The sequence below is a fragment of the Pseudomonas sp. FBCC-B1565 genome (genome assembly GCF_059133265.1).
The window spans coordinates 6228160-6249812 of record NZ_CP101438.1 but is presented as its reverse complement, the minus strand read 5'-3'; the positions used below and the strand labels follow the sequence as shown (position 1 = coordinate 6249812).

Annotated in this window: 16 protein-coding genes; 14 read left to right on the top strand and 2 right to left on the bottom strand. The window is 61.4% G+C overall.

Going from position 1 to position 21653, the window contains the following annotated elements; genetic code table 11:
• The first annotated feature begins 127 nt into the window (after positions 1-127).
• A complete protein-coding gene (gene typA, locus NL123_RS28800) occupies positions 128-1948 on the top strand; it encodes a translational GTPase TypA (RefSeq protein ID WP_058423717.1) in 1821 nt (606 codons plus the stop codon).
• A gap of 193 nt (positions 1949-2141) precedes the next feature.
• Here the strand turns inward: typA and NL123_RS28795 are convergent, their stop codons facing one another.
• On the bottom strand, positions 2142-2576 hold the full coding sequence (locus NL123_RS28795) for a YkgJ family cysteine cluster protein (protein ID WP_017529542.1): 435 nt from the start codon (positions 2574-2576) through the stop codon (positions 2142-2144).
• A 228-nt stretch (positions 2577-2804) separates the two neighbouring features.
• Between NL123_RS28795 and NL123_RS28790 the strand changes: the two genes are divergently transcribed.
• The 6 genes from NL123_RS28790 to NL123_RS28765 all read left to right on the top strand — a co-directional run bounded on the left by NL123_RS28790 (position 2805) and on the right by NL123_RS28765 (position 12436).
• Positions 2805-5255, top strand: coding sequence for a glycogen/starch/alpha-glucan phosphorylase (locus tag NL123_RS28790; RefSeq protein WP_494356822.1), 2451 nt, complete (start codon positions 2805-2807; stop codon positions 5253-5255).
• A gap of 159 nt (positions 5256-5414) precedes the next feature.
• Positions 5415-8933, top strand: a complete 3519-nt coding sequence (locus tag NL123_RS28785; RefSeq protein WP_494356821.1) for a DUF2339 domain-containing protein — start codon at positions 5415-5417, stop codon at positions 8931-8933.
• On the top strand, positions 8933-10285 hold the full coding sequence (locus NL123_RS28780; RefSeq protein ID WP_494358352.1) for a DUF3999 domain-containing protein: 1353 nt from the start codon (positions 8933-8935) through the stop codon (positions 10283-10285). The genes NL123_RS28785 and NL123_RS28780 overlap by 1 nt, the downstream gene beginning before the upstream one ends.
• 109 nt (positions 10286-10394) lie before the next feature.
• The gene (locus NL123_RS28775) at positions 10395-11405 is read left to right on the top strand and encodes a class 1 fructose-bisphosphatase (protein WP_071497067.1); all 1011 of its coding nucleotides are present in this window, start codon (positions 10395-10397) and stop codon (positions 11403-11405) included.
• Between the two features lie 176 nt (positions 11406-11581).
• Positions 11582-11836 carry a lipoprotein gene (locus NL123_RS28770; RefSeq protein ID WP_033897714.1) on the top strand — a complete coding sequence of 85 codons (255 nt, stop codon included), beginning with the start codon at positions 11582-11584 and terminating at the stop codon, positions 11834-11836.
• 30 nt (positions 11837-11866) lie between these two features.
• Positions 11867-12436, top strand: a complete 570-nt coding sequence (locus tag NL123_RS28765) for a lipocalin family protein (protein WP_058423714.1) — start codon at positions 11867-11869, stop codon at positions 12434-12436.
• 116 nt (positions 12437-12552) lie between these two features.
• On the opposite strand, the gene NL123_RS28760 is transcribed toward NL123_RS28765, so the two are convergent.
• On the bottom strand, positions 12553-13917 hold the full coding sequence (locus NL123_RS28760) for a formimidoylglutamate deiminase (RefSeq protein ID WP_494356820.1): 1365 nt from the start codon (positions 13915-13917) through the stop codon (positions 12553-12555).
• A gap of 147 nt (positions 13918-14064) precedes the next feature.
• On the opposite strand from NL123_RS28760, the gene hutC reads away from it, so the two are divergent.
• The 7 genes from hutC to NL123_RS28725 all read left to right on the top strand — a co-directional run bounded on the left by hutC (position 14065) and on the right by NL123_RS28725 (position 21557).
• Positions 14065-14775 carry a histidine utilization transcriptional repressor HutC gene (gene hutC / locus NL123_RS28755; RefSeq protein WP_248842640.1) on the top strand — a complete coding sequence of 237 codons (711 nt, stop codon included), beginning with the start codon at positions 14065-14067 and terminating at the stop codon, positions 14773-14775.
• Entirely contained in the window at positions 14772-15329 is a 558-nt protein-coding gene (locus NL123_RS28750; RefSeq protein WP_494356819.1) for a HutD/Ves family protein, read from the top strand. Before hutC ends, NL123_RS28750 begins: the two co-directional genes overlap by 4 nt.
• 290 nt (positions 15330-15619) lie before the next feature.
• Complete coding sequence (gene hutU / locus NL123_RS28745) at positions 15620-17290, top strand: urocanate hydratase (protein WP_101265623.1); 1671 nt, start codon at positions 15620-15622, stop codon at positions 17288-17290.
• A 42-nt stretch (positions 17291-17332) separates the two neighbouring features.
• The gene (locus NL123_RS28740; protein ID WP_494356818.1) at positions 17333-18778 is read left to right on the top strand and encodes a purine-cytosine permease family protein; all 1446 of its coding nucleotides are present in this window, start codon (positions 17333-17335) and stop codon (positions 18776-18778) included.
• Between the two features lie 69 nt (positions 18779-18847).
• Complete coding sequence (locus NL123_RS28735) at positions 18848-19813, top strand: ABC transporter substrate-binding protein (protein ID WP_248485743.1); 966 nt, start codon at positions 18848-18850, stop codon at positions 19811-19813.
• A gap of 71 nt (positions 19814-19884) precedes the next feature.
• A complete protein-coding gene (locus NL123_RS28730) occupies positions 19885-20736 on the top strand; it encodes an ABC transporter permease (RefSeq protein WP_494356817.1) in 852 nt (283 codons plus the stop codon).
• Positions 20733-21557, top strand: a complete 825-nt coding sequence (locus NL123_RS28725) for a quaternary amine ABC transporter ATP-binding protein (RefSeq protein ID WP_050572407.1) — start codon at positions 20733-20735, stop codon at positions 21555-21557. The genes NL123_RS28730 and NL123_RS28725 overlap by 4 nt, the downstream gene beginning before the upstream one ends.
• The last annotated feature ends 96 nt before the right edge of the window (positions 21558-21653 follow it).

Below are 21653 nucleotides of genomic sequence, written 5' to 3'. Positions count from 1 at the left end.
GTTTGCCTGTGGCCTGCGTCACCGGCCCCCCGACTCTGCCGTCAAGCTGTAACGGCAAGGCCTGACTCTACTGTTAATCGCTGCCACGACCTGTCAGCACACCGAATCCTCTGATCGAGATACACAAGTGATCGAAAATCTACGTAACATCGCCATCATTGCTCACGTTGACCATGGTAAAACCACCCTGGTAGACAAACTCCTGCGTCAATCCGGCACCCTGGAGCGCAACGAGCTCAACGACGAGCGCGTGATGGACTCCAACGACCAGGAAAAAGAGCGCGGCATTACCATCCTGGCGAAAAACACCGCCATCAACTGGAACGGCTACCACATCAACATCGTGGACACCCCGGGCCACGCCGACTTCGGCGGCGAAGTAGAACGCGTAATGTCGATGGTTGACTCCGTTCTGCTGCTGGTTGACGCTCAAGACGGCCCTATGCCGCAAACCCGTTTCGTGACCAAGAAGGCTTTCGAAGCCGGCCTGCGTCCGATCGTGTGCATCAACAAGGTTGACCGTCCAGGCGCGCGTCCGGACTGGGTTCTGGACCAGATCTTCGACCTGTTCGATAACCTGGGTGCCACCGAAGAACAGCTGGATTTTAAAGTCGTCTACGCCTCGGCCCTGAACGGTATTGCCGGTCTGGACCACACCGACATGGCTGAAGACATGACCCCGCTGTACCAGTCGATTGTCGACAACGTACCTGCGCCGGCTGTTGACCGTGACGGTCCGTTCCAGATGCAAATCTCGGCACTGGACTACAACAGCTTCCTGGGTGTTATCGGCGTTGGCCGTATCGCCCGTGGTCGCGTCAAGCCGAACACCCCGGTTGTCGCTATCGGCGCCGACGGCAAGAAGCGCAACGGTCGTATCCTGAAGCTGATGGGTCACCACGGCCTGCACCGCATCGACGTTGAAGAAGCAGCAGCTGGCGACATCGTGTGCATCAGCGGTATGGACTCGCTGTTCATCTCCGACACCCTGTGCCACCCGGACGCGGTAGAAGCGATGAAGCCTCTGACCGTTGACGAGCCAACCGTTTCCATGACCTTCCAGGTAAACGACTCGCCTTTCTGCGGTAAAGAAGGCAAGTTCGTGACTTCCCGTAACATCAAGGAACGTCTGGACAAAGAGCTGCTGTACAACGTTGCACTGCGCGTTGAAGAAGGCGACTCGGCTGACAAGTTCAAGGTTTCCGGCCGTGGTGAGCTGCACCTCTCGGTACTGATCGAAACCATGCGTCGCGAAGGCTTCGAAATGGGCGTTGGTCGTCCGGAAGTGATCATCCGTCAGGTTGACGGCGTGAAGCAGGAACCGTTCGAAAACGTCACCATCGACACCCCTGAAGAATCCCAGGGCAAGGTCATGGAAGAGATGGGCCTGCGTAAGGGCGACCTGACCAACATGGTGCCGGATGGCAAGGGCCGTGTACGTCTGGAATACAACATCCCTGCGCGTGGTCTGATCGGTTTCCGTAACCAGTTCCTGACCCTGACCAACGGTGCTGGCATCCTGACCTCGATCTTCGATCGCTACGACACCATGAAGTCCGGCGACATGTCCGGCCGTCAGAACGGTGTTCTGGTATCGGTAGAAACCGGCAAGGCGCTGACCTACTCCCTGGAAACCCTCCAGGCGCGTGGCAAGCTGTTCGTTGAACACGGCCAAGAGATCTACAACGGTCAGATCGTTGGTCTGAACAGCCGTGACAACGACATGGGCGTCAACCCAACCAAAGGCAAGAAGCTCGACAACATGCGTGCTTCGGGTAAAGACGAAACCATCGCTCTGGTTCCACCTGTTCGCTTCACCCTGGAACAGGCCCTGGAATTCATCCAGGACGACGAGCTGTGCGAAGTGACGCCTAAGTCGATCCGCCTGCGTAAGAAGATCCTGGACGAAGGCGAGCGTACCCGCGCTGCCAAGAAAGCCAAGAACTGAGTTAACTCAGGCTGAATGAAAAACGCCCCCGGTCGAAAGGCCGGGGGCGTTTTTTTATGCCTGCAGGTTTTGTGGTGACTGTGCCGGCCCTATCGGGGGCAAGCCCCCTCCCACATTTTGAACTGTGAACACTTTCAAGTGTGGGAGGGGGCTTGCCCCCGATGAGGCCCTTGAGAGCCCCACAAAGCCCGGATCAGAACTTGTCGAGGGTCTTGAACTTGGTCTCGCGCACCACTTCCTTCGGTTTATAAGCGCAATACCCAGGACGCGGCCCGATTTTCGGGTGGTTGCGGCAGGTATCCGGGCGCTTGTCATAAATAGTGCAGAAGCGCGTCTTACGATCCAGGTACAGGCAATCGTTGTTGCTCATGCGCTGCAAGGTAAAAATTTCGGATTTGGAATTGAAGCGCTCGACGATGCCTTCCTTCTGCAAGCGCTTGGCGATGTTCTTCGGCGGGTCGCCGCGCTCGAATTCATCGACGATGCCAATGCGGATCAGGTCCTTGATCTTCACTTCGACCGGCAGCGTGCAGCAGCTGGACACGCAACCACCGCACATATGCGCGGAATATTTCTGCCACGTTTCAAGACGGTCGAGTTCCGCGGCGGCGATCAATTGAGGCTTCATCAGGGTTCCAAAAGGTGGGGCTGTATCCGGGCGCGCGATCATACCGGGATTGGTGATTTTTTGAACAATATTTTCTGGGTTTCAGCTCAAAGGCTGATTGGGCACGACCCCTGCATCTAATTCACGCAACGGTGAATGAGTTAAAAAACTGCCGAACCAGCGCGTCTACCGTCTGTCAGACCGTCTAGGCTCTAGCAACTCCTTCTATCTCGCCCGAGGTCGCAATTGATGTCTCAGGAACCACTTGCACGAGAAGCAGAGGTAGCCGCATTCCGCGATGCCGTCTTGACCAAACTCACCTACGCGGTGGGCAAGGACCCGGATCACGCCTTCGACCACGACTGGTTCGAAGCCATTGCCCTGGCCGCCCGCGACCAGATGGTCGACCACTGGATGGACCATACGCGGCGTATCTACCGCAAAGGCCAGAAACGCGTTTACTACCTCTCCCTGGAATTCCTGATCGGCCGCCTGCTCTACGACAGCCTGAGCAACCTCGGCGTGCTGGAGATTGCGCGCGAAGCGCTGTCCGAGCTGGGCGTCGACCTGGAGCGCATTCGCCTGCTGGAGCCCGACGCGGCGCTTGGCAACGGTGGCCTGGGCCGTCTGGCGGCGTGTTTCATGGAAAGCATGTCGACCCTGGGCATTGCCGGCCATGGCTATGGCATCCGCTATGAACACGGCCTGTTCCGCCAGGCGATAGTCGATGGCTGGCAGCAGGAGCAGACCGAGCGCTGGCTGGATTTCGGCAACCCGTGGGAGTTCGAGCGGGCCGAAGTGATTTACCCGATCGGCTTTGGCGGCAGCGTCGAAACCCTGGCGGACGCCTCCGGCAAGATGATCCAGGTGTGGTCGCCCAACGAAACCGTGCGGGCCGTGGCCTATGACACGCCGGTGGTCGGCTGGCGTGGCGCCAGCGTCAACACCCTGCGCCTGTGGCGCGCCCGTGCCGTGGAAGACCTGCACCTGGAGCGCTTCAACGCCGGCGACCACCTGGGCGCTGTCGCCGAAGTGGCCCGTGCCGAAAGCATCTCCCGGGTGCTTTACCCGGCCGACAGCACCGAAGCGGGGCAGGAACTGCGCCTGCGCCAGGAATACTTCTTCGTCTCCGCCTCGTTGCAAGACTTGCTGCGCCGTCACAAGAACATGCACGGCTCGGTGCTGAGCCTGGGCGAACACGCGGCGATCCAGCTCAACGACACTCACCCGTCCATCGCCGTGGCCGAGTTGATGCGCCAGTTGGTGGACTTGCACGACATTCCGTGGGAGGCGGCTTGGGACGTCACTGTTGAAACCCTTTCCTACACCAACCACACGCTGTTGCCTGAAGCATTGGAAACCTGGCCTGTAGGTCTGATGGAGCGCATGCTGCCCCGGCACATGCAGATCATTTACCTGATCAACGCCCAGCACATCGATTCGCTGCGCGCCAAAGGTATCCACGATTTCGATGTGCTGCGCGCCGTCTCACTGATCGAAGAAGACAACGGCCGCCGTGTGCGCATGGGTAACCTGGCGTTCCTCGGCTCCCACAGCGTCAATGGTGTATCAGGCTTGCACACCCAACTGATGCGCAGCACGGTGTTCTCCGAACTGCACAAGCTGTACCCGGAACGCATCAACAACAAAACCAACGGCATTACCTTCCGCCGCTGGTTGTACCAGGCCAACCCCAAGCTCACGTCCATGCTGGTGGAGGCGCTCGGTCCGGACATTCTCGACAAGCCCGAGCAGCGATTGGTGGAGCTGGAGCCGTTTGCCGAGAAACAGACGTTCCGCAAGGCGTTTGCCGATCAACGCTTGCACAGCAAGCGTGCACTGGCCGACATCATCCACGAGCGCCTGGGCATTGCGGTCAACCCGGCGGCGATGTTCGACGTGCAGGTCAAGCGTATCCACGAGTACAAGCGCCAACTGCTCAACCTGCTGCACACCGTGGCGCTGTACCAGGCGATCCGTGCCGAACCGGGCACCGACTGGGTGCCGCGCGTGAAGATCTTTGCGGGCAAGGCGGCCGCCAGTTACCACCAGGCCAAGTTGATCATCAAACTGACCAATGACATCGCCCGCACGGTCAATAACGACCCGACCGTGCGCGGTCTGCTCAAGGTGGTGTTCCTGCCCAACTACAACGTCAGCCTGGCGGAAAGCATCATTCCGGCGGCGGATTTGTCGGAGCAGATCTCTACCGCCGGCTTTGAGGCTTCGGGCACCAGCAACATGAAGTTCGGCCTCAACGGCGCGCTGACCATCGGCACCATGGACGGCGCCAACGTGGAGATGCACGAGCGTGTCGGGGCCGAGCACATGTTTATCTTCGGCCTTAGCGCGCAGCAGGTGGAAGCTCGCAAGCACGCCGGTGAATTCAATGCCGGGCCGGACATTGCGGCGTCCCATCGGTTGAACGATGTGCTGCAAGCGATCCGGGGCGGGGTGTTCTCGCCGGATGATCCGGGGCGCTATGTGGGGTTGATCGACGGGTTGGTCGATTACGACCGTTTCCTGGTATGTGCTGACTTCGATTCGTACTGGGACGCCCAGGCACGGGTCGAGGCGCATTGGCATGATTCCAAGGCGTGGTGGCGTTCGGCAGTGCTGAATACGGCGCGGATGGGTTGGTTCAGCTCGGACCGGACCATCAGGGAGTACGCGACCGAGATCTGGAAAGCCCTCGAGTAAACATCGCTGATCCAAAAATGTGGGAGGGGGCTTGCCCCCGATAGCAGCCTGTCAGTTTGCAGATATGTCGACTGGTGCACCGCTATCGGGAGCAAGCTCCCTCCCACATTGGTTCTGCATTGATATACTGGGCGCCGGTTTGCCTAGGGAATATCGACCATGCAATGGATGTTCATGCTGATTGGCCTGGTGCTCGGGTGGACGCTCGATGAGACGTTCAGCGATGCGGGCATCGGTGCGCTGTTGGGGCTGGGTATTGGCCAGGCGATCCGCCTGGCGAAGCTGTCAGCCCAGGCGGACCAACAGGCGCGTCAGTTGGAAACCACGCAGAAGGCGCTGATAGCGCTGGGTGAGCGCCTGCGGCAACTGGAAGTGCCCACGCCGCCGAGCACTACCGTCGTCGAAGCCCCAATCCCTGAACCCACACCTGTTGCCAAGGCGCCCGAGCTGGTTTGGGAGCTGCCGGCTGAATTGGCGCCGGTTGCCATCGTTGCCGAGCCGAGCCAACCGCTGCCGTCTGATACATGGGCGCCCAGCCCAACAGCAAAGCCCAAAGAACCTGCCGCCCCGCGTGGCCCCAACTTGATCGAGCGCGCCCTCAGCGGCGCACGCAATTGGCTGTTTGGCGGCAACACCGTGCTGCGCGTCGGCGTGGTGCTGCTGTTCCTCGGCCTGGCATTCCTGCTGCGCTACGCCACCGAAGGCATGGTGGTGCCGATCGAGTTGCGTTATGCCGGCGTAGCCGCGGCGGCGTTGGGCCTGCTGGGCCTGGGCTGGTGGTTGCGGCTGCGCAACAGCAACTACGGGTTGATGCTGCAGGGCACCGGGATTGCCGTGCTGTACCTCACGGTGTTTGCTGCGATGCGCCTGCATCCGTTGATCGACCCCGGTGCCGCACTCGGCCTGCTGGTTGCAGTCACCGTGTTCTCGGCGATCCTGGCGATTACCCAGGATGCGCTTGGGCTGGCCTGCGCGGCGGCGCTGGGTGGGTTTGCCGCGCCGATCCTGACGTCAACAGGCGCTGGCAACCATGTGGCGCTGTTCAGCTATTTTGCCCTGCTCAATGCCGGCATTCTCGCCATCGCCTGGTTCAAGGCCTGGCGCCTGCTCAACCTGATCGGCTTTGTCGGCACCTTTGGGATCGGTTTCGCGTGGGGCATGCGTTCCTACACGACTGAGCTGTTATGGAGTACTGAACCGTTCCTGATCCTGTTTTTCCTGATGTACCTGGCCATCGGCTTGCTGTTCGCCCGGCGCAAATTGCTGGAGATGCGCGATGCTCCAGAGGATGACAGCCGTGGTGCGTTGCTGCGCTGGTCGGCGGCCAAGGGGGATTATGTCGACGGCAGCATGCTGTTCGGCCCGCCGCTGGTGGGCTTTGGCTTGCAGTTTGCGCTGGTGCAGCACCTGGAGTTCGCAGCGGCGTTCAGCGCCCTCGGCCTGGGCATTATTTATATGGGGTTGGCGCGACTGTTGAGCGGCGGTCGCGCCTTGCTGCTGGCGGAGACGTGCCTGGCCCTGGGCGTGATTTTCGCCAGCCTGGCGATCCCGCTGGGCCTCGATGCGCGCTGGACCGCTGCCGCCTGGGCCGTGGAGGGCGCCGGGATCTTCTGGCTCGGTTTGCGTCAACAGCGACCGTTGGCACGCGCCTTCGGTTTGTTATTGCAACTGGGCTCGGCGCTGGCGTTCCTCAGTGAGCTGCGCATCGGTGAGCACACCTTGCTGGATGGCGCACCGTTGGGCGCGTTGTTGCTGGGCGCGGCGCTGCTGTTCAGCTTCGATCAACTGCGCAAGGCATCCACCGAGCAGGCGGCGGACAGGGAGCGTCGAGGCTTGCCGGTACTGGCGGCCCTGGGCTTGGGCTTTCTGTATCTGCTTGCCCCGTTGCTGCTGGATACCCAAGGCACTGCCGTCAGTTGGGCAATCGCCGGGCTGGCGACGTTGTTCGTCGGGCTGCGCATTGGTTCGCGCACCTTCCTGTTTACCGCGTTCGCCGTGCAATTGCTGGGCGGCGCGTTGTTCCTGCTGCGTTTGCAAGGTGGCGACGGAGCGGCGGTGTTCAGCACAGGCTGGAGCGGTTTGCTCACAGCGTCACTGATCGGCCTGGCCTTGATCGGCGGCATGCTGCTGGCGGCGCGTGACGACCTGGTGCGCAGTGACGTGCGGCTGTTGCGCGGGTTGTCGGTGGTGCTGCTGGCGGGCCTGGTGCTGATCAACCTCGCGGTGCTGTTCGTGCTGCCGTGGGAAAGCGCCAGCGGTGTGTGGGCGGCCAGTGGTTTGCTGATCATCTGGCTGAGCCTGTACCTGCAGCAGCGCGTCAGCTTTGTGTTCGGCCTGCTGCTGCAAGTGGTCGGCGGCGGCTCGTTCCTGCTGGCGGTGCCCGAGTTGCTGGGGCCGTTGTCTGGCGAGGGGTTGCGCCCGTTGGCCCACAGCGGTTTCTGGACACCCATGGTGCTGGGCCTGGCGGCAATGGTCGGCGCCTGGCGCTTGCAGCGCGAACCCCATGCGCCGGTGTTTGCCGTGTTGAAGCTGCAGCGGCTGTCCGACGTGCTGTTGGTGTGGGGCGCGGCGTGGTGGACGTTGGCGCTGGCCGGCGAAGTGTTGCGGTTTATACCGCAGGAATTGCTGGGTGCGTTCCTGCTGGGGTGCGCGGCGATCAGCGTGGCAATCTGGATGCTGCTGGCTGCGCGCCTGAAGTGGGTGTCGCTGGGCGTGCTGTGTACGTTGCTGATGCCGGCGGTGGGCGTGGTGCTGCTGGTATGCGCGCATACCTATTACCACCCGGCGGCGCAGTATGGCTGGCTGGCGTGGCCGGCGGTCTTTGTGGTGCATTTCATCTCGTTGCGGCGTTTGGCGACAATCGTTCCCGCCAAGGCGCTGAGCGTGGCCCACGTGCTCGGCTGCTGGATGTTGATCGGCATGCTGGCGCTGGAGTTGCGTTACGGTCTGCTCAGGTTCTCTGCCGAATACAACGCCTGGCGCTGGCTGGGCTGGGCGATCCTGCCAAGTCTCTACCTTATGCTGGCTGCCGCGCCGCGCCATTGGCCATGGCCGGTCTCGGCGTACCCAAGGGAATATCGAGTGTTGGCGGCCGTGCCATTGGCGGTGCTGATGCTCGGTTGGTTCTGGCTGGCGAACAGCTTCAGCGATGGCACCGCCAGGCCGCTGCCCTATGTGCCGCTGATCAACCCGCTGGACCTGGGCCTGCTGTTCGCGCTGCTGGGCGTGTATGTGTGCGCACGAAGTGTCGCGCCGCTACGCGGGCCGCGTGCCGAGCTGATCGCACAAGGCGTCGCTGGGCTTTCGCTGTTTGCCTTCTTTACCGCGTTGGTGATGCGCACGGCCCACCATTGGGGCGGTGTGCCGTTTCAATTGGATGCGTTGCTGGAGTCGATGCTGGTGCAGGCCGGCCTGTCGATCGTCTGGACCCTGATCGCCCTCGGCCTGATGATCGGCGGCCACCTGCGCCATCGCCGCGAAGTGTGGCTGATCGGCGCGGTGCTGATTGCGGTGGTGGTGGCCAAGCTGTTCTTTGTCGAATTGAGTAACCGCGGCGGCTTGGCGCGGATCGTGTCGTTTATCGGCGTGGGCGGGTTGTTGCTGGTGGTGGGCTACTTTGCGCCGCTTCCGCCCAAACGCGCCGAAGCGGTGTTGGAAACTGAAGGAGCATCCTCTTGATCGGTAAGTTGAGCGTGGCCGTGCTGGGCCTGTGTACGACCTTGTCCGTGTGGGCGCAGGAAACGCCCGCCGACTTCACCACCCAGGTGCCGCTGAGCGTCAGTGGCAACGGCCCTTGGTATCGCCTGGAGTTGCCACTGGCGGTGCAATTGAACGCGCGCCAGGCGGATCTCGCCGATGTGCGGGTGTTCAACGCCGCCGGCGAGCCCCAGGCCTATGCGTTGTCGCGCCAGGCGTCGCAGCGCACCGAAAGCCGCGAAGTTACCGATGTGAAGTGGTTCCCGCTGTACGCCGCCGACACCCAGCAAGCCCTGCCCGACGTGGTGATGAAAGCCACCACCACCGGCACCCTGGTGGAAATCAAGCCGTCCACCGCACCCAAACCCGGCAAGCAAGTACTGCGTGGCTGGGTGTTGGACGCCAGTGCGATCAAGGCGCCCTTGCAGCAATTGAGCCTGGACTGGAGCCGCGAGCAGGAGGGCTTCCAGCGTTTCAGCATCGAGGCCAGTGATGACTTGCAGCATTGGGACGCCTGGGGCGATGGGCAGATGGCGCGCTTATCGTTTGCCGATGAGCGGGTCGAGCAGCATGACGTGAACTTGCCCGGGCAATCGGCGCGCTACCTGCGGCTGGTCTGGCAGGGCCAGGCGGCGCCGTTGCTGACCTCGGCCAAGCTGGTGAGCGCTACCCGCAGCAGCGTGCCGCTGCCGTTGGTGTGGTCGCAGCCGCTGGCGGGTAAGCGGCTCAGCGCCGGGGAATACAGTTGGCAGTTGCCTGCGGGGCTGAGTCTCGAACGCTTGCGCATCGAGCTCAAGCAACCCAATACGCTGGCGCCCGTGACGTTATCCGGTCGAAGGGACAGCAAGCAGGCTTGGCAACCATTGAGCAATGGCTTGCTGTATCGCCTGACCCAGAATGGCCAGGACGTGGTGCAGGATGAACTGCAGTTGCCGGGGCAAACGGTGGCCGAGCTCAAATTGCAGGTGGATGAGCGCGGTGGCGGCCTGGGCGTCGAAGCGCCCGCCCTGCGCTTTGCGGTGCGCGCCACGCAGTTGGTGTTCCTGGCGCGGGGTGAGGCACCGTTTACGCTGGCGCTGGGCAATGCGTCGGCCAAGGCGGCAAGCCTGCCGCTGTCGACCCTGATCCCGGACTACAAACCCGAGCGCTTCAAGACGCTGGGGCAGGCCAAGGTCGCCGGGGAAGTCGCGGTCACGCCGGTTGCGGTGGTAGGCGCTGCCGATGCCGGGACGAACTGGAAAAAGCTCGGGCTCTGGGCCGTGCTGCTGCTCGGCGTGGCGGCACTGGGCGCCATGGCCTACAGTTTGCTGCGCAAGCCGCCGGCGGCACGTTAAATAAAGTCCATGAACTCTATTGGGTTTAAATCCTCTGATAGGAGGAAATACGCCCCGACTCGCGTTAAACTGCGCGGGTTTTCAAGCCCCCCATTCTCCGGAGCCTTACATGTCCCGCGTTACCTTGAGTCGCTATTTGATCGAGCAGACCCGCAGCAACAACACGCCTGCCGATCTGCGCTTCCTTATCGAAGTGGTGGCGCGTGCTTGCAAGGAAATCAGCCACGCCGTGTCCAAAGGCGCACTGGGTGGTGTCCTGGGCAGCATGGGCACTGAAAACGTGCAGGGCGAAGTGCAGAAGAAGCTCGACGTCCTGTCCAACGAGATCCTGCTCGAAGCCAACGAATGGGGCGGTCACCTGGCCGGCATGGCGTCCGAAGAAATGGACAATGCCTACCAGATCCCCGGCAAATACCCGAAAGGCGCGTACCTGCTGGTATTCGACCCGCTGGACGGTTCGTCCAACATCGACATCAACGCACCGGTTGGCACCATCTTCTCGGTACTGCGTTGCCCGAACGAATACCTGAGCCAGAACGAAGCGCTGAACGAAAAGGCCTTCCTGCAGCCAGGCACCGAGCAGGTGGCTGCCGGCTACGCCATCTACGGCCCGCAGACCATGCTGGTGCTGACCCTGGGCGACGGCGTCAAGGGCTTCACCCTGGACCGTGAAATGGGCAGCTTCGTACTGACCCACGAGGACATCACCATTCCTGCGTCGACCCAGGAATTCGCGATCAACATGTCCAACCAGCGCCACTGGGAAGAACCGGTCACTCGTTACGTAGGCGAGTTGATGGCAGGCGAAGAAGGCCCGCTGAAGAAAAACTTCAACATGCGCTGGGTGGCCGCGATGGTCGCCGACGTGCACCGCATCCTGACCCGTGGTGGCTTGTTCATGTACCCACGCGACAGCCGCGAGCCATCCAAGCCGGGCAAACTGCGCCTGATGTACGAAGCCAACCCGATGTCGTTCCTGGTGGAGCAGGCAGGCGGTGCGTCCACTGACGGCCACCAGCGCATCCTCGACATCCAGCCGGAAGGCCTGCACCAGCGTGTGGCGGTGTTCCTGGGTTCGAAGGAAGAAGTTGAGCGCGTGACCGCTTACCACAAGAAGTAAGCTGCGGCGACAAGTGACCGGCGTTGTTGTGAGCCGGTTCACCCTTGAAGAAGCCCCGAAACGTTTCAGCGTTTTCGGGGCTTTTTTGTTTTTGCTCATCGGGAACCAGACACCTCTTTTCCCTTCTAAGCTTCTGGCAGATACCCACGCTGCTTTGTCCCTCCAGGAGTGTTTCCATGTCGTTACGCCGTCTCGCGTTGCTGGCTTTTTGCGTGCTGTTGGCCGCTTGCAGCAAGGTCAACCAAGAAAACTATCAAAAATTGTCGGCTGGCATGGCCAAGGCTGAGGTGGAGTCATTGTTGGGCAAGCCGACCGATTGTTCCGGCGCACTGGGTATGTCCAGTTGCACCTGGGGCGATAAAAACAGCTTTATCAGCGTTCAATATGCCGGTGACAAGGTTCTGATGTTTTCCGGGCAAGGCCTGAAGTAAACCGGGGCGCAAGCCTGCGGGAGAAGAAGAATGATGCGTTTTGTTTTGTTCCTTTGTGCCAGCCTGTTTTTGGCGGGCTGTGCCAGCCATTCTGGCGATGATCTGCAACCCAAGACAGCGAGCAACGTCAACCTCAAGCGTTACCAGGGCACCTGGTATGAGTTGGCCCGATTGCCGATGTACTTCCAGCGCAACTGTGCGCAGTCCGAAGCCCGTTACACCCTGTTGCCTGACGGCGACATGTCGGTGTTCAACCGCTGCCTGACGACCGAGTGGAAGTGGGAAGAAGCCAAGGGCACCGCCACCCCGCAAGTGCCGGGCAAGACCGACAAGCTCTGGGTGGAATTCAATAACTGGTTCACCTCGCTGCTGCCGGGTGTCGCCAAGGGCGACTACTGGGTGCTGTATGTCAGCGATGACTACAAGACCGCCATTGTGGGCAGCCCGAGCCGACGCTACATGTGGATCCTGTCGCGCACGCCGACGGTCAATGCGGACACCCGCGAAGACCTGCTGAGCAGGGCGCGGCAACAGGGGTATGACACCACACGGTTGATCTGGCGTACGTCGGACAAGCAGATGGCGAAGACTTCGCAATAACTCTGGATCACCACCGATTCAATTGTGGGAGGGGGCTTGCCCCCGATTGCAGTGTGTCAGTCAGCACATCTGATTCTGATACATCGCTATCGGGGGCAAGCCCCCTCCCACCGTTTTTAACCGAGTAAATCCCTCAAGACCTTTGTGAACGCTCGGCTGCTTTCTTCTTCGCCGGCATGACGCCCATCACGCACCACCCACTTGCCGTTGACCCACACATCCCGCACCTGCCGATCACCGCCGGCAAACAACCAGCGATTCAGAATCCCGTCCTCGGTCGCCGTCGCCAGGTACGGATCATTGCCGTCCAGCACAATCCAATCCGCGCGCTTGCCCACTTCCAATCGGCCAATCGGCTGGCCCAGTGCCTGGGCACCACCGTCCAGCGCGGCATCGAACAGCGTGCGTCCAACCATCGGCTGGTCACTGCGATACAAGCGGTTGCGCCGTTGATCACGCAGGCGCTGGCCGTACTCGAGCCAGCGCAATTCTTCCACCACACTCAATGACACATGGCTGTCGGACCCGATCCCCATGCGCCCGCCCTGGGCGAGAAAGTCCACCGCTGGGAAAATCCCATCACCCAGGTTGGCCTCGGTGGTCAGGCACAAACCGGCAATCGCCCGGCTCTTGGCCATGCGCGATACCTCATCGGCATCGGCATGGGTGGCATGCACCAGGCACCAGCGTTCATTGACGTCGACATTGTCATACAGCCATTGCAGCGGGCGCTTGCCGCTCCAGGCCAGGCAGTCGTCGACTTCCTTCTGCTGCTCGGCGATGTGGATATGCACCGGGCAGGTCTGGTCGCTGGTGGCCAGCACTTGGTGGATTTGTTGCGGGGTGACGGCGCGCAGGGAGTGAAAGCACAGGCCCAATTGCTGCGCCGGTTGCGCGGCCAGAATTGGCTGCAGGCGCGCTTGCAGGTCCAGGTAATTTTCAGTGCTGTTGATAAAGCGTCGCTGGCCTTCATTCGGCGCCTGGCCGCCAAACCCTGAGTGGGTATAGAGCACCGGCAACAACGTCAGGCCGATCCCACTGCTGGCCGCCGCCTGGCTGATCTGCCGCGACAATTCCGTGCGATCGGCATAGGGCTGGCCGCTGACGTCATGGTGCACATAATGAAATTCGGCCACCGAGGTGTAGCCGGCCTTGAGCATCTCGATATACAACTGGCACGCGATCACCTGCAATTGGTCCGGGTTGATCTTGCCGACCATTCGGTACATCAGGTCGCGCCAGGTCCAGAAACTGTCATTCGGGTTGCCGGCCACTTCGGCCAAACCGGCCATGGCACGCTGGAATGCGTGGGAATGCAGGTTCGGCATACCCGCCAACACCGGGCCTCTCAGCCGTTCGGCAGCCTCTGCGCTGGCATTGGCCTCAACGCTGGTCAGCAAGCCATCGGCGCTGACTTCAAGACGTACATCATTGGCCCATCCATTAGGCAGCAGCGCGCGTTCGGCAAAGAAAGCGGACATGATCAAGGCACCCCGGTCGTGTGTTTATTTGTATATACATATACAGACGTTTGCCTGCTCGGTAAACTCCGGCAATCTATGCATCTTTTCCCCCTGCAAGGATTCCCTGTGCCGACTCCGCCCGCCAACTCTTCGCTGGCTGCCCACATGGACGAAAGTCCGGCGCCCTTGTACGCCCGCGTCAAACAGATGATCAGCCAGCAGATTCTCAACGGCAACTGGCCGCCCCATTACCGCGTGCCTTCGGAGAGCGAACTGGTCAGCCAGCTGGGTTTCAGCCGCATGACCATCAACCGCGCCCTGCGCGAGCTCACCGCCGAAGGGTTGTTGGTGCGCATGCAAGGCGTCGGCACATTTGTCGCCGAACCCAAGAGCCAGTCGGCGCTGTTCGAGGTGCACAACATTGCCGATGAGATTGCCTCCCGTGGTCATCGGCATACCTGCCAGGTCATCACCCTGGGTGAAGAGGCTGCCGGTTCCGAGCGCGCCGTTGCCCTGGAGATGCGTGAAGGCGGGCGGGTGTTTCACTCGCTGATCGTGCACTTCGAAAACGATATTCCCGTGCAAATCGAAGACCGTTTCGTCAACGCCCTGGTCGCGCCGGAATACCTGCAACAGGATTTCACCCAGCAAACGCCCTACGCCTACCTGAACCAGGTGGCGCCGCTGACCGAAGGCGAGCATGTGGTCGAAGCCATCCTCGCCGATGCGGCCGAGTGCAAACTGCTGCAGATCGAACCCGGCGAGCCGTGCCTGTTGATTCGCCGGCGCACCTGGTCGGGTCGCCAGCCGGTGACCGCCGCGCGTTTGATCCACCCCGGTTCCCGTCACAGCCTGGAAGGACGCTTCAGCAAATGAGCAGCGTAAAAGTCTGGCGCGCCGCCGAGTACGTACGCATGCCGTGGAAAAACGGCGGTGGTAGTACCGAAGAAATCACCCGTGATGCAGGTGCAGGGCTGGATGGCTTTGGCTGGCGCTTGTCGATTGCGGATATCGCTGAGTCGGGTGGCTTTTCCACCTTTGCCGGTTACCAGCGTGTCATCACCGTGATCCAGGGCGCCGGCATGGTGCTGACCGTGGATGGCGAAGAGCAGCGCGGGTTGTTACCGCTGCAACCCTTTGCGTTCAAGGGTGACAGCCAGGTGGCATGCCGCTTGATCATCGGGCCGATCCGCGACTTCAACCTGATCTACTCGCCACAGCGTTACCACGCGAGGCTGCAATGGGTGGACGGTGTGCAGCGGTTCTTCAGTACCGCGCAGACCGTGCTGGTGTTCAGCGTTGCTGATGAAGTGAAGGTGCTGGACCACAAGCTCGGCCATCACGACTGCCTGCAGATCGACGGTAACACCGGCCTGCTGGATATCTGCGTAGCGGGACGCAGCTGCATCATCGAACTGACTGCCCGCTAAAACTGTTCCCAACCAGCGCACCACTTTGTTACCGAATGCCCCAGCGTGGCGCAAAACCACGCTGTCGTGACAAACCTCCCTCGCCGTAAACCTTCGTCCCAAGAAATTTCATCACGCCTCTACACCTTGATTTTCAAGGCTCGCACGCGCTTTCAAAAAAAATCCAAACGCCTCGCCGAAAAAGTTGGCCGCTCGATTGCATATGCTTGTATGTACAAGTAAAGATGTGTGCGTAAGACTCTCCTTCGCACCATCCATGTTCGCGCATCGATCGCCGAGGAGTCCTAGCAGTGACCAAGCCTACAAAATACCGTGACGTCGAAATCCGTGCCGCCCACGGTAACAAGCTCACCGCCAAAAGCTGGCTGACTGAAGCGCCGCTGCGCATGCTGATGAACAACCTTGACCCACAAGTGGCCGAGAACCCGAAAGAACTGGTGGTGTACGGCGGTATTGGCCGTGCAGCACGCAACTGGGAGTGCTACGACCAGATCGTCGAGAGCCTCACTAACCTGAATGACGACGAAACCCTGCTGGTGCAATCCGGCAAACCGGTCGGCGTGTTCAAGACCCACAGCAACGCCCCGCGTGTACTGATCGCCAACTCCAACCTGGTGCCGCACTGGGCCAGCTGGGAACACTTCAACGAACTGGATGCCAAGGGCCTGGCCATGTACGGTCAGATGACCGCCGGCAGCTGGATCTACATCGGCAGCCAGGGCATCGTCCAGGGCACCTACGAAACCTTCGTCGAAGCCGGTCGCCAGCACTACAACAGTGACCTTAAAGGCCGTTGGGTACTGACTGCCGGCCTCGGCGGCATGGGCGGCGCCCAGCCGCTGGCGGCCACCCTGGCCGGCGCCTGCTCGCTGAACATCGAGTGCCAGCAGGTCAGCATCGACTTCCGCCTGAACAGCCGCTATGTCGACGAACAAGCCACCGACCTCGACGACGCCCTGGCGCGTATCGCCAAGTACACCAAGGAAGGCAAGGCCATCTCCATCGCCCTGCTGGGCAACGCCGCCGAAATCCTGCCGGAACTGGTCAAGCGTGGCGTACGCCCGGACATGGTCACCGACCAGACCAGCGCCCACGACCCCCTCAACGGTTACCTGCCGGCGGGCTGGACCTGGGACGAATACCGCGCCCGCGCCAAGACCGAGCCCGCTGCCGTGATCAAGGCCGCCAAGCAGTCCATGGCCGTGCACGTCAAAGCCATGCTCGAGTTCCAGAAACAAGGCATCCCGACTTTCGACTACGGCAACAACATCCGCCAGATGGCCCAGGAAGAAGGCGTGGAAAACGCTTTCGATTTCCCGGGTTTCGTCCCGGCCTACATCCGCCCGCTGTTCTGCCGTGGCATCGGCCCGTTCCGCTGGGCGGCGCTGTCCGGTGACCCGCAGGACATCTACAAGACCGACGCCAAAGTCAAAGAGCTGATCCCGGACGACGCGCACTTGCATAACTGGCTGGACATGGCCCGCGAACGCATCAGCTTCCAGGGCTTGCCGGCACGTATCTGCTGGGTTGGCCTGGGCCAGCGCGCCAAGCTCGGCCTGGCGTTCAACGAAATGGTGCGCAGCGGCGAGTTGTCGGCACCGGTGGTGATCGGCCGCGACCACCTCGACTCCGGCTCGGTCGCCAGCCCGAACCGCGAAACCGAAGCCATGCAGGACGGTTCCGACGCCGTGTCCGACTGGCCGCTGCTCAACGCCCTGCTCAACACTGCGAGCGGCGCGACCTGGGTATCGCTGCACCACGGCGGCGGCGTGGGCATGGGCTTCTCCCAGCACTCCGGGATGGTCATCGTCTGCGACGGCACCGACGAAGCGGCTGAGCGGATCGCCCGTGTGTTGCACAACGACCCGGCCACCGGTGTGATGCGCCATGCGGATGCCGGTTACCAGATCGCGATTGATTGCGCCAAGGAGCAGGGCTTGAACCTGCCGATGATCAAGTAAGCCAGTACCACCCTGAAACAATCCATCAGAGGTTGAACCGACATGGCTGCAAATGACACCACCCCGTTGATCGAAAGGCGTTCGATCGACTACATCCCGGAAACCGAAAGACACGGTCGTCTGTTCAGCCAGTTCACCCTGTGGATGGGCGCCAACCTGCAGATCACCGCGATTGTCACCGGGGCCTTGGCCGTGGTGCTGGGCGGCGATGTGTTCTGGTCGTTGATCGGTCTGTTGATCGGTCAGCTGATCGGCGGTGGGGTCATGGCGTTGCATGCGGCGCAAGGGCCCAAGCTGGGCCTGCCGCAGATGATTTCCAGTCGGGTGCAGTTCGGTGTGTATGGCGCGGCCATCCCTATTGTGCTGGTGTGCCTGATGTACCTGGGCTTCACCGCCACTGGCACCGTGCTTTCGGGGCAGGCGCTGGGCCAGTTGTTCGGGGTCAGCGACAGCGTCGGCATCCTGATTTTCGCCAGCGTCATCGTGCTGGTCACGGTGCTCGGCTACCGGGTGATCCATTTCATCGGGCGTGTCGCCAGCGTGATTGGCGTGATTGCCTTTGTGTACCTGTTCAGCCGTCTGATGAGCCAGACCGATGTGGGCGCGCTCCTGCAGATCCGCCACTTCAGCTGGAGCAGTTTCCTGCTGGCGGTGTCGCTTGCGGCCTCCTGGCAGATAGCCTTCGGCCCGTACGTGGCGGACTATTCGCGTTACCTGCCGAGCAAGACCTCGTCGGTGAAAACCTTTTTCGCCGCCGGTGCAGGTTCGGTGGTGGGCGCGCAGGTGGCGATGGTGCTCGGCGTGTTTGCCGCGGCCATGTCCAACGGTCAGTTCGCCGGGCATGAAGTGGCCTACATCGTGGGCCTGAGCGGCACCGGCGCTACCGCTGCGCTGCTGTACTTCAGCATCGCGTTCGGCAAGGTCACCATTTCGACGCTGAACTCCTACGGCAGCTTCATGTGCATCGCGACCATCGTCAGCGGCTTTCGTGGCCGCCTGGAGGTCACGCGCCTGCAACGCCTGGTGTTCGTGCTGGCGATTGTCGGTACGGCGACCCTGATCGCATTGCTCGGCCAGCACTCGTTCCTGGGGGCGTTCAAGTCCTTCATCCTGTTCCTGCTGGCGTTCTTCACGCCCTGGAGCGCGATCAACCTGGTGGACTACTACTGCATCACCCGCGAGCGCTATGACGTACCAGCGCTGGCCGACCCGAACGGTCGCTACGGGCGCTGGAACCTGCTGGGGATCAGCGTGTATGTGTTCGGCGTGCTGGTGCAGTTGCCGTTCATCTCCACCAAGTTCTACACAGGTCCCTTGGTGGCCGCGCTGGGTGATGTGGATATCTCCTGGATCATCGGCCTGGTACTGCCCGCAGCGCTGTATTACCTGTGTGCGAAAAAATGGCACGGCACCGTGCCCGATCAACTGATCCTGCCAACAGAGCAGGGCGCTATACCCACAACAAACGGGCTGGCTGCACAGGCCTGATGGGACGTGGACAGGGCAGGATGCCTACTGACTGCCGTAATCCATTTCAAGATTGGGAGCGTCACAACAATGAAAATGCATAAGACCCTGATGGCTACCTTGCTCTCTGCAGGCTTGCTGGCCAGCGCTGGCGCCCAGGCAGCCGGTTGGTGCGAATCCGGCAAGCCGGTGAAATTCGCCGGCCTGAACTGGGAGAGCGGCATGTTGCTCACCGACATCCTGCAAACCGTGCTGGAAAAAGGCTACGACTGCAAAACCGACAGCTTGCCGGGCAACTCCATCACCATGGAAAACGCCCTGAGCAGCAACGACATCCAGGTGTTTGCCGAAGAGTGGGTCGGCCGCAGTGAAGTCTGGAACAAGGCCGAGAAGGCCGGCAAAGTCGTCGGCGTCGGCGCCCCGGTTGTGGGCGCTATCGAAGGCTGGTACGTGCCGCGTTATGTGATCGAAGGCGATGCCAAGCGCAAGCTGGAGCCCAAGGCCCCGGAGCTGAAAACCATCGCCGACCTGGCCAAGTACGCCTCGGTGTTCAAGGACCAGGAAGAGCCCTCCAAGGGCCGCTTCTACAATTGCCCGGCCGGCTGGACTTGCGAGCTGGACAACAGCGAGATGCTGAAAAGCTACGGCCTGGAAAGCACCTACACCAACTTCCGCCCAGGCACCGGCCCGGCGCTGGATGCGGCGGTGCTGTCGAGCTACAAGCGTGGCGAGCCGATCCTGTTCTACTACTGGTCGCCCACGCCGCTGATGGGCCAGGTCGACCTGGTCAAGCTGGAAGAAAAACCCGGCGTGGATAAAAGCGTGAGCATCAAGGTCGGCCTGTCCAAGACCTTCCACGAGCAAGCTCCAGAACTGGTGGCCGTGCTGGAAAAGGTCAACCTGCCCATCGACCTGCTGAACCAGAACCTGGGCCGCATGGCCAAGGAGCGAATTGAGTCGCCAAAACTGGCGAAAATTTTCCTCAAGGAACATCCTGAAGTCTGGCACGCCTGGGTGAGCGACGACGCAGCCAAGAAAATCGACGCGGCCTTGTAGGTCAAGCGTGCCCGGCTACCCTGAGGGGCAGCCGGGCGCCTGGCCACAACCCACTGGATCGAGAGCACGATATGTTTCCTGAGAGTTTTACGTTTTCCATCGCCGACTGGGTCAACGGTTGGGTGGACTCACTGGTCACCAACTACGGTGATGTGTTCCGGCACATTTCCGACACCCTGCTGTGGGCCATCGTCAACCTGGAAGGGTTGCTGCGCGCAGCGCCGTGGTGGCTGATGCTGGCCATTGTCGGCGCCGTCGCCTGGCACGCTACCCGCAAGGTGGCGACCACGGCAGTGATCGTCGGCCTGCTGTTCCTGGTGGGCGCGGTTGGCCTGTGGGACAAGCTGATGCAGACCCTGGCCTTGATGATGGTCGCCACGGTGATCTCGGTGCTGATCGGCATTCCGCTGGGCATTCTGTCCGCACGCAGCAATCGCCTGCGTTCGGTGCTGATGCCGCTGCTCGACATCATGCAGACCATGCCGAGTTTCGTGTACCTGATCCCGGTGCTGATGCTGTTCGGCCTGGGCAAGGTCCCGGCGATTTTCGCCACGGTGATCTACGCCGCGCCACCGCTGATTCGCCTCACAGACCTGGGCATTCGCCAGGTCGACGGCGAAGTCATGGAAGCCATCAACGCCTTCGGTGCCAACCGTTGGCAGCAACTGTTCGGCGTGCAACTGCCACTGGCGTTGCCGAGCATCATGGCCGGTATCAACCAGACCACCATGATGGCGCTGTCAATGGTGGTGATCGCCTCGATGATCGGCGCCCGTGGCCTGGGTGAAGATGTGCTCGTCGGCATCCAGACCCTCAACGTCGGGCGTGGCCTTGAAGCCGGCCTGGCGATCGTGATTCTCGCAGTGGTCATCGACCGCATTACCCAGGCCTATGGTCGTCCACGGCATGAGGCGAGCAAATGACTACTGTCAGCAAAATCGAAGTCAAAAACGTCTTCAAGATCTTCGGCGCCCGCTCCAAGGATGCGCTGTCGTTGATCGGCCAGGGCAAGACCAAGGACCAGGTGCTGGCCGAAACCGGCTGCGTGGTCGGTGTGAACGACCTGTCCCTGAGCATCGGCACTGGCGAGATCTTCGTGATCATGGGCCTATCGGGTTCCGGCAAGTCCACTCTGGTGCGCCACTTCAACCGCCTGATCGACCCCACCAGCGGCGCGATCCTGGTGGACGGTGAAGACATCCTGCAACTGGACATGGAAGCCCTGCGCCAATTCCGTCGGCACAAGATCAGCATGGTGTTCCAGAGCTTCGGCCTGTTGCCCCACAAGAGCGTGCTCGACAACGTCGCCTATGGCCTGAAGGTGCGTGGCGAAACCAAGCAGGTCTGCGCCGAGCGCGCCTTGCACTGGATCGAAACCGTGGGCCTCAAGGGCTACGAAAACAAATACCCGCACCAGCTTTCCGGCGGCATGCGCCAGCGTGTCGGCCTGGCCCGTGCGTTAGCGGCCGACACCGACATCATCCTGATGGACGAAGCCTTCAGCGCCCTCGACCCACTGATCCGCGCCGAGATGCAGGACCAGTTGCTGGAGCTGCAAAAGACCCTGCACAAAACCATCGTGTTCATCACCCACGACCTCGACGAGGCCGTGCGCATCGGCAACCGCATTGCAATCCTCAAGGACGGCAAGTTGATCCAGGTCGGCACGCCGCGGGAGATCCTGCATTCGCCGGCGGATGAGTATGTGGATCGGTTTGTCCAGCGGCGGGCGGCGGTGGTCTGAGCTGGAATTGTTGGTGAGGCTGATGGCCTCATCGGGGGCAAGCCCCCTCCCACAGGGGAATGCATTCCAAATGTGGGAGGGGGCTTGCCCCCGATA

Bases quoted from the DNA above. Each gene is read 5' to 3' on its own strand.
- NL123_RS28795 (WP_017529542.1), bottom strand. From the start codon at position 2,576: ATGAAGCCTCAATTGATCGCCGCCGCGGAACTCGACCGTCTTGAAACG.
- NL123_RS28790 (WP_494356822.1), top strand. From the start codon at position 2,805: ATGTCTCAGGAACCACTTGCACGAGAAGCAGAGGTAGCCGCATTCCGC.
- NL123_RS28785 (WP_494356821.1), top strand. From the start codon at position 5,415: ATGCAATGGATGTTCATGCTGATTGGCCTGGTGCTCGGGTGGACGCTC.
- NL123_RS28775 (WP_071497067.1), top strand. From the start codon at position 10,395: ATGTCCCGCGTTACCTTGAGTCGCTATTTGATCGAGCAGACCCGCAGC.
- NL123_RS28770 (WP_033897714.1), top strand. From the start codon at position 11,582: ATGTCGTTACGCCGTCTCGCGTTGCTGGCTTTTTGCGTGCTGTTGGCC.
- NL123_RS28765 (WP_058423714.1), top strand. From the start codon at position 11,867: ATGATGCGTTTTGTTTTGTTCCTTTGTGCCAGCCTGTTTTTGGCGGGC.
- NL123_RS28760 (WP_494356820.1), bottom strand. From the start codon at position 13,917: ATGTCCGCTTTCTTTGCCGAACGCGCGCTGCTGCCTAATGGATGGGCC.
- hutC (WP_248842640.1), top strand. From the start codon at position 14,065: ATGGACGAAAGTCCGGCGCCCTTGTACGCCCGCGTCAAACAGATGATC.
- NL123_RS28750 (WP_494356819.1), top strand. From the start codon at position 14,772: ATGAGCAGCGTAAAAGTCTGGCGCGCCGCCGAGTACGTACGCATGCCG.
- NL123_RS28740 (WP_494356818.1), top strand. From the start codon at position 17,333: ATGGCTGCAAATGACACCACCCCGTTGATCGAAAGGCGTTCGATCGAC.
- NL123_RS28735 (WP_248485743.1), top strand. From the start codon at position 18,848: ATGAAAATGCATAAGACCCTGATGGCTACCTTGCTCTCTGCAGGCTTG.
- NL123_RS28730 (WP_494356817.1), top strand. From the start codon at position 19,885: ATGTTTCCTGAGAGTTTTACGTTTTCCATCGCCGACTGGGTCAACGGT.
- NL123_RS28725 (WP_050572407.1), top strand. From the start codon at position 20,733: ATGACTACTGTCAGCAAAATCGAAGTCAAAAACGTCTTCAAGATCTTC.